Origin of the sequence: Pseudoalteromonas sp. T1lg75, assembly GCF_002964705.1 — a bacterium.
GTDB lineage: Bacteria > Pseudomonadota > Gammaproteobacteria > Enterobacterales > Alteromonadaceae > Pseudoalteromonas.
This window is the reverse complement of the sequence record NZ_PQCD01000049.1, coordinates 1-14719: the sequence shown is the minus strand read 5'-3', so window position 1 is coordinate 14719 and position 14719 is coordinate 1. Positions and strand designations below refer to the sequence as shown.

Annotated in this window: 10 protein-coding genes and 2 rRNA genes; 5 read left to right on the top strand and 7 right to left on the bottom strand. The window is 49.4% G+C overall.

Going from position 1 to position 14719, the window contains the following annotated elements; genetic code table 11:
* Positions 1-249: 249 nt before the first annotated feature.
* Together C2M36_RS10200 and C2M36_RS10195 are read left to right on the top strand one after the other, a co-directional pair.
* Positions 250-1206 carry a methylenetetrahydrofolate reductase gene (locus C2M36_RS10200; protein WP_105254820.1) on the top strand — a complete coding sequence of 319 codons (957 nt, stop codon included), beginning with the start codon at positions 250-252 and terminating at the stop codon, positions 1204-1206.
* Between the two features lie 141 nt (positions 1207-1347).
* The gene (locus C2M36_RS10195) at positions 1348-2673 is read left to right on the top strand and encodes a S41 family peptidase (RefSeq protein ID WP_105254819.1); all 1326 of its coding nucleotides are present in this window, start codon (positions 1348-1350) and stop codon (positions 2671-2673) included.
* Between the two features lie 25 nt (positions 2674-2698).
* Here the strand turns inward: C2M36_RS10195 and C2M36_RS10190 are convergent, their stop codons facing one another.
* From C2M36_RS10190 to purL, 4 genes are all read right to left on the bottom strand, one after another.
* Entirely contained in the window at positions 2699-3019 is a 321-nt protein-coding gene (locus C2M36_RS10190) for a YdbL family protein (RefSeq protein WP_105254818.1), read from the bottom strand.
* A gap of 9 nt (positions 3020-3028) precedes the next feature.
* Positions 3029-3214: a YnbE family lipoprotein gene (locus C2M36_RS10185; protein ID WP_425416044.1), complete on the bottom strand. Its 186-nt coding sequence runs from the start codon at positions 3212-3214 to the stop codon at positions 3029-3031.
* A 4-nt stretch (positions 3215-3218) separates the two neighbouring features.
* Positions 3219-5654 (bottom strand): YdbH domain-containing protein, encoded by a 2436-nt coding sequence (locus C2M36_RS10180; protein ID WP_158678921.1) that lies wholly within the window; start codon positions 5652-5654, stop codon positions 3219-3221.
* 170 nt (positions 5655-5824) lie between these two features.
* Positions 5825-9709: a phosphoribosylformylglycinamidine synthase gene (purL, locus tag C2M36_RS10175; RefSeq protein ID WP_105254816.1), complete on the bottom strand. Its 3885-nt coding sequence runs from the start codon at positions 9707-9709 to the stop codon at positions 5825-5827.
* Positions 9710-9909: 200 nt separating this feature from the next.
* On the opposite strand from purL, the gene mltF reads away from it, so the two are divergent.
* Together mltF and C2M36_RS16900 are read left to right on the top strand one after the other, a co-directional pair.
* Entirely contained in the window at positions 9910-11298 is a 1389-nt protein-coding gene (gene mltF, locus C2M36_RS10170; RefSeq protein WP_234399152.1) for a membrane-bound lytic murein transglycosylase MltF, read from the top strand.
* Positions 11299-11358: 60 nt separating this feature from the next.
* Positions 11359-11529: a hypothetical protein gene (locus C2M36_RS16900; RefSeq protein WP_199883039.1), complete on the top strand. Its 171-nt coding sequence runs from the start codon at positions 11359-11361 to the stop codon at positions 11527-11529.
* On the opposite strand, the gene tadA is transcribed toward C2M36_RS16900, so the two are convergent.
* Positions 11526-12032, bottom strand: a complete 507-nt coding sequence (tadA, locus tag C2M36_RS10165) for a tRNA adenosine(34) deaminase TadA (protein ID WP_105254814.1) — start codon at positions 12030-12032, stop codon at positions 11526-11528. The two genes, C2M36_RS16900 and tadA, sit on opposite strands and share 4 nt — an antisense overlap.
* 142 nt (positions 12033-12174) lie before the next feature.
* Between tadA and C2M36_RS10160 the strand changes: the two genes are divergently transcribed.
* Positions 12175-13479, top strand: coding sequence for an inosine/guanosine kinase (locus C2M36_RS10160; protein ID WP_105254813.1), 1305 nt, complete (start codon positions 12175-12177; stop codon positions 13477-13479).
* A 690-nt stretch (positions 13480-14169) separates the two neighbouring features.
* Here C2M36_RS10160 and rrf read toward each other — a convergent pair.
* Positions 14170-14284, bottom strand: a 5S ribosomal RNA gene (gene rrf, locus C2M36_RS10155).
* Positions 14285-14382: 98 nt separating this feature from the next.
* Positions 14383-14719: ribosomal RNA gene (locus tag C2M36_RS16895) — 23S ribosomal RNA — on the bottom strand; the annotation flags it as partial.

Sequence of the window (14719 nt, the reverse complement as noted above, 5' to 3'; positions counted from 1 at the left end):
CCTCTTTGGTTGCCGTCGCCAACGCGACAAGATCTTAATTTGGAGACCGCAGTTGAGAAAGTCATTTGTAGGTCAGTGCTGTGCGCCGACAAGGTGAGAATGGTGCATATTTGTTGGCCTGGAAGGCCGACCTACAAGGCAACATGAATCAAATTCAACACCCTTGAGTAAGTTTCACTAGAAAGGGCTGTATAGACGTCTAAATGGCTGTTATAGTTATTCAATCAACCGCATATGGGAATGAGGATCATGGCGCTAACACTGCAAGAGAAAATTGAAGACCCCCGCCAAGGGGTTTACCTTATCGGCACCACGCCACCAAAGACAGGCACCGACGACACCAAGCTGCAAGCCATTGCCGAAAAGCTGCTTGGTCGCTTACACGAAATCGAGTACGACGGCGTGGTGGTTTACGATATTCAAGATGAAAGCAGCCGCACCAATGTGCCCCGCCCTTTTCCGTTTAAAGAGACCATTGACCCGCGTCACTACAGTGGCTTATTGCGTCGTTTGTCACAGCTCGATGTGATCACCTATAAGAGCGTGGCCCAGCGCAGCGCCGGCGAGTTTAACCAGTGGTTAGATACCACCTACCAGGAATATAATCTCAATAATCTGGTATTGGTCGGCAGTCCATCGTCATCCGGTGATATAAAGCTGAGCCTAAACGATGCCTATAACCACCTTGGCGAGCACGACCATGATTTCTTTTTGGGGGGTGTCACCATAGCCGAGCGCCATGCCAGTAAGGGCAATGAACACGAGCGTTTGCTGACGAAAACGGAGCAAGGTTGTAAGTTCTTTATCTCGCAAGCGGTCTACAACGCCCAGGCAACCATAGACTTGATCACCAGCTATGCCCGCAGCTGCCGTCAGCAAGGGCTGACTCCACAACGTATTATCCTCACCTTTACCCCCTGTGGAGGTGAAACTACCTTGGACTTTATGCAGTGGTTAGGCATTTCCGTGCCCGAAGCGACCAAGTGGCGTATGCTCGATGCCGACAACACCTTAAGTGAGTCGGTGCGTATTTGCCGGGAGAACCTAGATTTAATTCTACGCAGCTGTGCCCACCTCGGGGTACCGCTGGGCTTAAACATAGAATCTCTCACCAATCGTAAAGAAGAGATCGATGCGTCGATTAATCTTTACCGTTTGCTTAAAGCGACCATGGAACTGAGTTTGGCCGAGCGCCTTATCGCTTAAACGTCTATCGATTTACCCATCATTCTTTTGCTTAACTTTTGCGTCACTACATATGGTGGCGCTTTTATTATAAAAATTGCCTCTTTAAACCCTTTAGCAACTTACAGCGTCTAACCCCTTAAATTAATAGGGACTTTTACAATGTTTGTAGCAAGATTCATTAAACTCACAGCGTTATTAATCACGGTACTTTTTCATCAGACCTGGGCCAGCTCTGATTTAACCGCTATCCATTCACTGAATAAAACCATCACGCCGGAGCAGATGCACGATGACATTGATACATGGTGGCGCTGGGTCAAAGATACTCATCCTGATTTGTCTTTGCGCATTGAGGATATCAAGACTTTTGAAAGTAAGTTAAATGAACTCAAAAGTGAGCTTGATTCTCCCCTAAGCGTTAATGAATTTCTCACACACATTAGTGTTTTGAACGGTCAATTCAATGATGGTCATATGAATATAATGATCCCTAGCCAGCGTCGCCTAGTGGAGCAACTCGCTAATGACAATCAGGGTTTATTTCCATTTGAGGTCAAGATAAGGGAAGGTGAAATTTCTATCGCCAGTAAACTCGGTGGAGAAAAAAGTCCATATGAGAACGCGCGCATTGTCGCCATCAACAACCAACCCATAGAGTCGATTTACACTAGATTGATGTCACGAATGTATGGTGACACTGTTCGCCATAGGGAAGCGCTGCTAAGCACCAAGTTTGCTTTGTACTACTGGTTGTTTATTGGCAAAAAGGAGGAGTTTATTATTGAGTTTAGTGATAAGTCCCTCCCTCGCACTTTGATTGTTGACGCTTCAAAAAGCAAGCCTATGAGCATGAGCAAGCCAACCTTTGATGATACATTTAAGTTTGAGATTCTAAGTGCAGGTGAAGCCAAAATGACCATCAATGAGTTCTGGTGGCATGACAAACAGGCATTCTACGACTTTACTCGCGACGCATTCAAAACCATACAAGAGCACAACATACAGCATCTGATCATTGACGTGAGTCTTAATCGCGGTGGTGATGATGATATGTGGAAGAAGGGCCTACTAACCTATATCGCCGATAAGCCCTACAGGCACACCAGCTTCTACCAAAAAAAAGTGATTGCAGCACATCAGGATGAGGGAGAAAAAATCGGTGACGTCGTCAGCAGACAATATGAAAAATACGAGCGCAGTGATGTCTCTAACCCTTTGCATTTTAGTGGTAAAGTAAGCGTTATTATTGGAGTACAAACCTACTCTTCCGCTATTTTGTTTGCCAATACGGTTCAAGACCATGAGTTTGGTCGCCTTGTAGGATCACCCACGGGCGGGTACAGCTGGCAAACGGGTGGAATTCAGTTTTTCACTTTACCCAACTCAAACCTACGTGCAGTAAGTCCCCGGTTTTACTTAGTGCGCCCAAGTGGGCGAGGGCTAAATCAGGTTGTTAAACCAAATACAAATGAACAAGCACAGTGAATACCCTGCTTGTTCATTTTTATGATTATTTCTTACGCCATTTACCATCGACCTTGACCATGTGTCCGGGAACGGTCTTTTCAATGGCCTTGGCGCCGGCCAGGGCTTCAACCTGACTGAGGCTGATGCCGTTTTTCTTGGCCAAGGACAGATATTTAGCCTTGCGCTTGGCATTGATCTCGGTGATCAGTTGCTGCGCCTCGGCAGAGTCTTGCACCAACGCTAGGTAACCAGTGCTGGTTTCACCGACAATGCCCTGGGCCTTGGCCTGATCTAAGGTCAGCGCCCAGGCACTAAAGGCCAACATGGTCGCACTTAGTAACATAGTCCATTTAACTAGTTTCATATTCGCCTCCTAAAATAGCTCGCTGTCGTCGCCGAAAAGTTCATCGAGTTCTTTATCTACTTTAACGCGAATTTCATGATCCACTTTCACGTTAAGGTTGATGGTGATCGGCTCTTTACTCTCTACCTCGACCTTATGGGTACAACCCATTAGGGTTAACGCGCCGACTAAGGCCACCAGCATTCGCGTACTCATTGCTTTACTCCTTCGCTTGATACTCTTGCTCTACTCTTTTGGTGATTTCGTCACTTAAGCGCAGCGCTCTGAATAAGGTATAAATATTTTCCTGGTGATTATAGTTAAAATTAACTTCTTGTTGATGCTCGGGATTTTTTCCCTTCAATTGCATCGCCATAGTTAACCAACCATCGTGGGTTAAATCAACATCGGCATTAATACTGTTAATATCTAAATTCTCCAACATGGCCAACATGGGCCCTAACTGTTGCTGCTGCTCTTTAACCGCATTGAAGGCGGCGTTGTTATCTATGGTTAACTTACCCGCGGCCTGAGAGTATATGCGGCCATTTTCGATGCTGATCCCCTGCTCATTAAAGCGCAGCGGCAGCTCTGCGGCCAATAGCCCTTTGACGCTGATTCCCTGCTGCGGTTCCAGGGCAAGGACATTTTCGGCGCGGATCCCCTCGAGCTTTAACAGCGTCGGCACCCGCTCCTTCCCCAGAGTGGTTAGATAAAGCTTATCCAGTGCAAAGGTACCATCAAAAATATTGCCCTGTACCTGGCTGATATAAAGGTCTTCATCCATTCCAAGCATACCAGACACCTCTTTTAATACTGGGCCGGCGCGCACTTCACTTAGGGTAAACTTAGTCGTATCGAGCTGAAGTGCACCTGAATTCACACTGCCTGTCGGGGCCAGGGTAAAGGACTGGGCCAGGTAGCTCTGATACAAGATATCGGCGTTATTGATATCCATTTGCCAATCAAAGCGTTCCAGCAGCGCATCCCCCTCAAGATGCAAGGATACGGTGCCGCCGCTGAGCACCAGTTCGGGCTCAAGTTGCTGTACCAGGGGCATAAAGGTAGGCAGCTCGGTGTCATTGATAACCACACTTAGGGCATGGGCGTTGTCGCTCCAGTTATGCTTGAGCAGCGCTTCTACATCTTGCCAAGAAGCGATATGAGTGCCCTCGATAACTCGACTAAAGCTCAGGTTGCTGTCGAGCTCAAGGCTACTTAAGCGTACCCCCTCCAGCTCTAAGTCTCCTACCTGGCTTTGCACTTTAGCCTCAGCCTGCCGCTCGCCAGCAGCCAGGGCATTGGCCTTAATATGATATTGCTGCGTCAGGGTGCGCGCCTTCAACCGCGGACTATTGAGCGCCGCCACCGCAGTGGTCAGCTTGGCTTCGACTTGGCCATCAGCAGCAAGCGACCCATCCAGGGTCAGCGCCAGGCTCTTTAACTGATAATCCTGATAACTTAAGGCCGGGGTTTCCACATCAGCGCGCAACCACCCGGAGCCCAGATAGTCGTAACCAAACTGGCCTTTTGCCTGCAGCGGCTGATATTCAAGTTCGGGTTGCGGCGGCAACGCTACTTGACCCAGGAAGTGCCCTTGCAGCTGCTTCTCGGTCAGGGTGCCCTGGCTTTGCAGCGAGCCGATACCGTCTAATTGTGCCGCTAACAGATACTCACTGCTTAAGGTCAGGGTTTGCCAATTACCCTGGCTGTTGTTTGCTTCAATGAGCACGGATTGCTGCCCGGCCCGGTTCGCCATGCTCAACTCTGGCAGGTTAAACTCACCGTTCATATGCACCGTTATTGGCTGCCGACTATTAAGCTGCCAGCGAGTTTCGGCCAACTCCCCCAGGTAAGCGCTGTACTTATCAAGCGCCTGACAATGACTCAGGGCTCCCAGCTCAGTCTGCAACTGTTGTGCTGTAATAAGGTATTGGCGCATATCCTCGGATTGAATATGCACCCGACCCCGACTTGCAAGTTGCCACAGACAATGCGGCTCGGTGCGCAGCTCGCCATCGAGATGCAAGGCCAGACTCGCATCGAGGCGATTACCCATAAAGCTGCCTTTAAGGGCCAGCTGGACCACATCTGCATGCCAGTCCAGCGCATGATTTTGCTGCGTTTTAATATACTCGCCCAACACCTTGGTAAAATCGCGCTCAAGGGCTACATCAACCTCAATGGCATCGGCTTTGAGCAACCATTGGCCCTGAATATCACCCGTGATTTGAAAATGATTGATTTGCGTTTCTTCAATAGCGAAGGTCATGGGGCGACTGAAGTCGACAAAGCTGACCTTGGCTTCGGCTATGCTCAGCAGGGGTCTTTTTAGTGGCAACAATAAGGCCAAAGGTGCAGGCTGCCAGGGGCTGGCTTGTTTATCTTGGTTATCATTGCTGACGATGGGGCCCGCCTGGACATGGGCTCTTGCTATATTCAAGGCCGTCGGCGTTAGGGTAACGCCTTCCAAGGTCAAAGCATGACCCTGATATTCGAGGCAAAGCCGGTCGGCATCTATGGCTAACAACTGAGAACCCCATTGCCAGCGTGAGCAGGTCAGCGTGGCGCCCTGGTGTTGCAAATAATGCTTGGCCAGCATGTGGGTAAGTTCGCTGCGAAATCCATAGGCCACCGCAAGCGCGGTGACAAGCACTAAGATTACTCCAAGTAACATTAAAAAAGCCTTCCGCAGCATAGCCTTCCTTTAGCTTAACCTTTGGCTTAATACTAACACGGAGAAACTGAATACGCCGCACACAAAAAAGGCTGCAAATGCAGCCTTTTTGTTATCTTTGGTAATTAACCCTGAAATTAACCCAGGTATTAGCCAATGTGCTTACGTGCGTTACGGAACATACGCATCCACGGGCTATCTTCTTTCCACTCGTCTGGGTGCCATGAGTTAGCCACGGCGCGGAATACACGCTCTGGGTGTGGCATCATTACTGTTGCACGACCATCGGTAGAGGTAATACCCGAGATCGCCTCTGGTGAACCATTCGGGTTAGCCGGGTATTGCATAGTTGGGTTGCCGTAGTTATCTACGTATTTAACCGCAACCGTACCTGAGTTAACCGCCGTTTGAATTGCCGCATCGTTAGCAAACTCGGCACGACCTTCACCGTGAGAAACGGCGATAGGCATACGTGAACCAGCCATGCCATTGAAGAAGACAGACGGGCTGTCTTGTACTTCAACCAGGGCAACACGGGCTTCGAAGCGCTCACTTTGGTTGGTTACGAAACGTGGCCAGTGCTCTGTGCCTGGGATCAATTCGCGCAGCGTCGACATCATCTGACAGCCGTTACACACACCTAGGCTGAAGGTATCTTGACGCTCGAAGAAGGTTTGGAACTGCTCGCGAGCCATGTCATTGAAAAGAATTGACTTAGCCCAACCTTCACCGGCACCCAGTACGTCACCGTATGAGAAGCCACCACAAGCTACCAGGCCTTTGAACTCTTCAAGAGTCAAACGACCTTCAAGAATGTCGCTCATGTGTACGTCGATGGCCGCAAAGCCAGCACGGTTAAATGCCGCCGCCATTTCCACGTGAGAGTTAACACCTTGCTCACGCAAGATAGCCATCTTCGGCTTAGCACCGGTGGCAATGTAAGGCGCGGCAACATCTTCGTTAATGTCGAAGCTTAGCTTCACATTCAGACCTGGGTCCTTGGTATCAGCTTTGGCATCATGCTCTTGTTGCGCACAGGCAGGGTTATCACGTAGTGACTGCATCTGATATGTGGTTTCGGCCCAGGCTAAACGAAGCTCTGTACGACTGTTATCAACAAGTGCAGCACCGCCGCGCTTGATAACTAGCTGATCAGCATCGTTCAAGGTACCAATCTCGTGGCTCATTGCCGCAAGACCGTTATCCGCAAGTACCGCTTTAACCGCGTCTAGGTCGCTATTACGAACCTGGATTACCGCACCTAGTTCTTCGTTGAATAGCACTTCAAGGTCAGGACCGGCTAGCGCGTCTAGTTCAAGCGTCACACCTGTGTGACCAGTAAACGCCATTTCCGCAACGCTTACGAATAAACCACCGTCTGAACGGTCGTGGTAAGCAAGTAGTTTCTCTTCGCTTACAAGCGCCTGCATGGCTTCGAAGAAGCCTTTTAGTAGCTCTGGGCTATCAACGTCAGGGGTCTTGTCGCCAAGTTGCTTGTAAACCTGTGCCAGGCTCGATGCACCCATACGGTTTTGGCCAGCGCCCAGGTCGATAAGTAGCAGCGTTGACTCGCCTTTGTCGGTGCGCAGCTGCGGCGTTACCGTTTTACGAATGTCTTCAACACGACCAAACGCAGTGATAACCAGTGACAATGGCGCAGTTACCGCCTTGTCTTCGCCGTTATCCTGCCAGGTGGTCTTCATCGACATTGAGTCTTTACCAACAGGGATAGTCAGGCCAAGTGCTGGACACAGCTCTTCGCCCACCGCTTTAACGGCTTCATATAAACCGGCATCTTCACCCGGGTGACCTGCTGCTGCCATCCAGTTTGCAGATAGCTTGATGTTATGCAATGAACCTATGTCCGCACAGGCGATGTTAGTCAGTGATTCGGCTACCGCTAGACGCGCAGAAGCACCAAAGTTAAGCAGTGCCGCAGGGGTACGCTCACCCATAGACATGGCTTCACCGTGGTAGGTGTCAAATGCTGCCGCTGTTACCGCACAGTTTGCTACCGGCACCTGCCATGGACCCACCATTTGATCGCGCGCAACCAAACCGGTTACCGAGCGGTCACCAATGGTGATAAGGAAGGTTTTCTCTGCAATCGCAGGCAGACGAAGCAAACGTTGAACCGCGTCTTTTACTGTAATCTGAGCAGTCTCCAGCGCTTCACCTTGTGCTTGTTTTGACGTTACGTCACGGTGCATCTTAGGTGCTTTACCAAGTAGCACTTCAAGAGGAAGATCTACCGGGTTGTTGCCGAAGTGTGAGTCAGCAACGCGCAGGTGACGCTCTTCGGTCGCCGTACCAATCACGGCATATTGTGCGCGCTCACGCTTACAGATTTGCTCGAAACGTTCGAAGTTTTCTTCGGCCACTGCCAGTACATAACGTTCTTGTGATTCGTTACACCAGATTTCGTGTGGCGCCATGCCCGGCTCATCGTTTGGCACATTACGAAGCTCGAAAATACCACCACGGCCACCGTCGTCTACCAACTCAGGGAAGGCATTTGATAGACCGCCCGCGCCCACATCGTGGATAAAGGCGATTGGGTTGTCATCGCCTAGCTGCCAACACTTGTCGATTACTTCCTGACAACGACGCTCCATTTCTGGGTTTTCACGTTGTACAGAGGCAAAGTCTAGATCTTCGTTTGATTGACCAGAGGCCATAGATGAAGCAGCGCCGCCACCCAAGCCGATGTTCATCGCCGGGCCACCCAACACGATTAGCTTGGCGCCAACAGGGATTTCACCTTTTTGTACGTGCTCGGTACGGATGTTACCTAGACCACCGGCGATCATGATTGGCTTGTGGTAACCACGCACCTCTTCACCATTGTGGCTGTTTACTAATTCTTCGTAGGTACGGAAGTAACCCAATAGGTTTGGACGACCGAATTCGTTGTTAAACGCCGCGCCACCTAGTGGGCCTTCGATCATGATATCTAGCGCTTCAACGATGCGACCTGGTTTACCGTACTTGGTTTCCCATGGCTGTTCAAAGCCAGGAATACGCAGGTTAGATACGCTGAAACCAACTAGGCCCGCTTTTGGTTTAGAACCACGACCCGTTGCACCTTCGTCACGGATTTCACCACCAGAACCGGTAGATGCACCCGAGAACGGAGAAATAGCCGTTGGGTGGTTGTGGGTTTCAACCTTCATCAGGATTTCGATATTTTCTTGATGGTAGGTGTACTCACCAACAAAATCAGGGAAGAAACGACCCGCTACCGAGCCTTTCATTACGGCGGCGTTATCTTTATAGGCAGATAATACGTTTACACTGCTTTGCTCGTAGGTGTTTTTGATCATTTTGAACAGCGACTTAGGCTGCTCAACACCGTCGATAGTCCAATCAGCGTTAAAGATTTTGTGACGGCAGTGCTCAGAGTTAGCTTGAGCGAACATAAATAGTTCGATGTCGTTCGGGTTACGACCTAGCTTCTGGAAGTTCTCTACCAGGTAGTCGATTTCGTCGTCCGCTAAAGCGAAGCCCTGCTCAACATTCGCTTTTGCTAGCGCTTCACGGCCACCACCTAGAATATCTACCGATGACATCGGACGCGGCTGCTCATTGGTGAACAACTTGCTGGCATCTTCAAGTGAACTATGTGTCGCTTCGGTCATGCGGTCATGAAGCAGTGCTGCAACCTCTTGTTGCTGCTCAGCGCTCAAGTCGCCTTCAACATAGTAGGCAATACCACGTTCGATGCGATGCACCTGAGTTAAACCACAGTTATGGGCAATATCGGTGGCCTTCGAGGCCCAAGGCGAAATCGTACCTGGACGCGGTGTAACCAAGATCAGCGTACCTTGTGGCTCGTGCTCTTGAATGTGCGGCCCGTAGGTCAGTAGCTTCTCAAGTTTAGTGTGCTCGTTGGCACTAAGCTCTGCTGTTAGGTCAGCAAAGTGCATAAACTCGGCATAAACATCGGTTACGGGAAGGTTAGCTTGCTTACACTGAGTAAGCACTTTTTGAACGCGAAAATCGGAAAGTGCTGGCGCACCGCGAAGGATCAACATAGGTATTATCATCCGGGGTTAAGGATTGAACGACAGTTGCCGCGCATTATACTTAATTTCCCTTAAAATGCGAGTTAAAGGGGGCACGACAAGGACGATTGTCCGCATTTATTAACTCCAGCCATACCACATTAAAGTAGTGGTGACGCAAGGCCTTGGTTTTGTTATAAGAGTAGCTGACAAGGCGATAGGGGCTGGCTGTGAGATTATTTTTGTTATCAATTGCTTTAGTGGCACTTTTTGGCTGTAGTGAGCCACAACAACCAACGCAACTGGAACATATTTATCACACCAAAACATTAAGGGTGGGCACCCTGGCTGGCGCCAGTAACTATTATCAAGGCACCCAGGGCGAGCAAGGTTTTGAATACGAGCTGGCCCAGGAGTTTGCCGACTATATGGGCGTTAAGCTCGAAATAGTGCCCTTTTTCAGCCTCAGCGATATGTTTGCGCGCCTTGATAACGGCTCTCTGGATCTCATCGCCTCGGGGATCGGCTACTCGCCGAGTCGGGCCGAGTTGTATCGCTTTGGCCCAAGCTATCGCACCATCAGCCAAAAGCTGGTGTATAAACAAGGGCGCCCTCGCCCTAGAGGATTCGAAGATCTTGAGGGCACGCTGACCGTGTTGGAACGCAGCAGCCACTCGCAAAGTCTGCTGCGAGCGCAAAAGCAATTTCCGCAACTTACCTGGAATGAAACCGATGACCTGGATGAATCGGAGCTGCTACAGGCCATTATCGACGGTGACATAGATTACACCCTGGCCGACTCTCATACCCTAGCGCTATTTCGTCGTTATCACCCCAATCTCAGCATCGGCTTTTCGGTGACTCGTAATGACCCCATTGCCTGGTTGATGCGCAAGGACGATGATGATTCTCTTTATGCCCTGATGATAGAGTTCTTCGGCGAGGTAAAAGAAAACAACCGTCTTTACGCGTTAGAAGAAAAATACTTTGGTCATGTACGCCAGTTCAATTATGTAAACACCTTGGCCTTTATTGAGGCCGTGGCCGATACCCTGCCCAAATACGCTCACTGGTTTAAGCAATATGCTAATGAGCTCGATTGGCGTCTGTTGGCGGCACTGAGCTACCAGGAGTCGATGTGGGATCCCCGCGCTAAATCACCCACTGGGGTGCGTGGCATCATGATGCTGACCCTGCCCACCGCCAAACAGGTGGGGGTTAAAAACCGTCTTAAGCCGGAACAAAACATTGATGGCGGTGCCAAATACCTGCGTTATTTACTGGAGCGTGTACCGGATCGTATTCCACAACCGGATCGCACCTGGTTTGCCTTAGCTTCTTACAATGTTGGCTGGGGTCATGTGAACGATGCCCGAGCGCTCACCGAGCGCGGTGGCGACGATCCGGACAAATGGGCGGACGTTAAAAAATACCTACCGCTGCTAGTGAAGAAACGTTATTATCGAACAACAAAGTATGGTTATGCGCGTGGAGATGTTGCCGTAACCTACGTAGATAATATAAGGCGCTACTACGACACCTTGGTATGGCTAGACGAAAACCAAGCCCTGGATGTCGCTGATGCCAGCGCCACGGAAGAATCAGCAGGAATGCCATAAAACTGTCACTTAAACGTGATGTGATGGTAGCTCTCCCCTCTCACTTTCAGGAGAAGTACTATGTTGAAACGTCGTAGAACGCATAGCTTTAAACAACGCGTGCTATTTTCTAGCGCCAAACGTCGCCGAGTGCTAAGAAAGAGCACTCACAGTAAAATCCTCTGGCGCTGCCGCCTGTTTGCCGCCCAGCAAATGGAAGAGCTAGAGCAACAGCGTATGGCGGAGTCTTAATCCTCCTCCGTGCGCTGCTGTCGCGCTTTCTTCAATTCCTTATGTTCTTGCCGACGACGCTTAAAAAACGCCGATAACTGTGCCGAACACTGCTCAGCCAACACGCCGGATGTCACCTCGAGTTGATGATTTAACCTTGGTTCCTGCACCAGATTCATAATCGACCCCGCCGAGCCTGTTTTCAGATCCGTAGCTCCGAACACCAAGCGCTTGATACGGCTGTGTACCAAGAGCCCGGCACACATGGAGCAAGGCTCCAGGGTTACATACAGGGTGCAATCGATAAGGCGATAGTTGTTAAGCGCCTCACCGGCGGCCCGAATTGCCATCATTTCAGCATGGGCAGAGGGGTCGTTGAGCGTGATTGACTGGTTCCACCCTTCAGCGATAAGCTCATCATCTTTAACAAGCACCGCGCCCACAGGGATTTCATCAATAGCTTCAGCACGTTGCGCGCACTCCAGAGCCTTTTGCATCCAATATTGATCGTCAAACTTCGTCATATATGCTCAAATAACTACAATAAAGACGCGATTATATCGCGAAAAGCGGTAATTTTATAAGTATCACCATAGCCCGCACAGGCTAAATTAAGATATAATTCGCCGCTTTTTTTGTTCTATGAATACCGCAAACGGGTAAGTCATGAAGTTTCCTGGTCGTCGAAGACACAAACATTATTTTCCGGTGGAAGAGAAAGATCCACTTACTAATCAAATTAATGCCGAGTCGCGACTCAAGCGCAGCTACATTGTCGGCATTGATCAGATCGTGGTCGATATTGAAGCCAAGGTCGATTTAGCTTTTCTTGATGAGTTTGGTCTACGTCGAGGCATGTCTCAGGTGATCGACAGTGAAACCACCAATGCCTTGTATGATCGTCTTAAACTAAACGAGATGATTGATTACGAGTTTGCCGGTGGCACCATTGGCAATACCATGCACAATTATTCTGTGCTGGCCGATGATCGCTCGGTATTACTTGGCGTTATGAGTGAGAACATAAAAATAGGCAGCTATGCCTATCGTTTCTTGTGTAACACCTCAAGCCGCGTCGATTTGGATTACCTTCAGCCCGTGGACGGTCCTATCGGCCGCTGCTTTACGCTGATCGATGAAAGTGGTGAACGTACCTTTGCCATCAGTGCGGGCTTAATGAACCACCTGCGCCCCGAGTCTATCAGCAAAGAGCTTATCGAAAACTCTTCGGCCCTAGTGATCAGCGCCTATCTTATGCGTACTCAGGGCGTAGAGACCATGACCGACGCCACTATGCAGGCGGTCAAGTACGCCAATGATGCCGGCGTGCCTGTGGTACTTACTCTGGGCACCCGCTTTTTGATCGAACAAGACCCCAAATGGTGGGCGGAGTTTGTCCAAAAGCACGTTGATATTCTCGCCATGAATGAAGAAGAAGGCGAGGCCATTACCGGCTTTACCGACCCGCTGTTGGCTGCAGACAAGGCGCTAGACTGGGTTGACCTGGTGATCTGCACCGCCGGAGAAAAAGGCATGTTTATGGCCGGTTATGTCGATGACCCCTGTAAGCGCGAGACCGAGTACCCGCTATTGCCCGGTGCCATTGCCGACTTTAACCGCTATGAATTTTCTCGCGCCATGCGCAAGCTGGACTGTGAAGCCCCGTTAAAAGCATACAGCCATACCGCTCCGTTTATGGGTGGACCGGATAGCATTAAAAACACCAATGGCGCCGGTGATTGTGCCTTGGCCGCTGTGCTCCACGATATCAGCGCTAACGAATACCATAAGTTGAATGTACCAAACTCGGCCAAACATGAGCAGGCGGCAATCACCTACTCGTCTTTAGCGCAGATCAGCAAGTATGCAAACCGTGCCAGCTACGAAGTATTGGTACAGCACTCACCACGCTTAACCCGTGGCCTGCCAGAACGCGAAGACTGCTTAGAACAAGCTTACTGGGAACAGTAAATCATAGCTCTCTGATTGTTTAAAAGCCGCTTCTAGCGGCTTTTTTATTTATGGCTATCCTTAAGACTGATTAATGTTCTGAACGGTGCAAATGCCTTTGCTAAGTAAATTGGTGGAAAAGTTACGGGCGTACCGTACCTTGATTGCTGTAACGGTAGTTCTTGGTTTGATAATTTGCGGCGCTTGCATTGCGTTCGTTCCGTCTGACTTAGGCTTTGACCTTATGGGACCCCTTGTCATCTTCCCTTGGGGTCTTTTGTGCATTGCCTTTGTTCGTCGACCTTCTGCCCCAGAGGTTGTCTTCTTCGCTGTATTTGCACTGTCCGGTCTTGCTTGGCCATTGCTCTAAGTCTTTGGATACCTAATCGGAGCGAAACTTGTATTTTGATAAGCCCTAAACGCCAGAACGCAAAAAACCCGCTGCATTGCTGCAACGGGTTTCTTTAATTAGGCGAAGTAAGACCGAAGCACAGCTTCGCAGCTTACTGAGGTAAGGTCATGGACGACCGAGGTAACCAAGCTACAGGGGCTTATTGTTGAAGCCACTCTTAACCGTGCCACCTCTTATATAACAATAAGGCTCAGCTATTCGAGTGTTATAGCTTGGTATAAACTGCTTTGAATAGATTGGTCAAAAGTCAGAAAGCAAAAAAACCGCTGCATTGCTGCAACGGGTTTCTTTAAATAAGGCCCTGACGATGTTCTACTTTCACATGGCAAATGCCACACTATCATCGACGCTGTTTCGTTTCACTACTGAGTTCGGCATGGGGTCAGGTGGTTCCAAAACGCTATGGTCGTCAGGAAAAAATTGTAAATTCGGAAAGCTTTATAAGTAATCGTCTACTTCAGTCTTTAATTTCTAACTTCTAACTTAACAGTCTCACACCATTTTGGTGTTGTATGGTTAAGCCTCACGGGTAATTAGTACAGGTTAGCTTAACGCCTCACAGCGCTTCCACACCCTGCCTATCAACGTTGTAGTCTTCAACGGCCCTTTAGTGGAGTCGAACTCCAAGTGAGAACTCATCTCGAGGCTCGCTTCCCGCTTAGATCACTTAACCATACAACCCAAAAGGGTGTGTATTTCAAGGACTGTTTAACTTCGCCAGAAGTTAGAATACTAAAGTAGACGCACAATCAACTTTCGTTGACTGGCATATTTCTTTACTTATTGAGAACTCTAAATTATTCAAATTGAACAATTCAAAGTTTTTATCAGCTTTCCAAATTTTTAAAG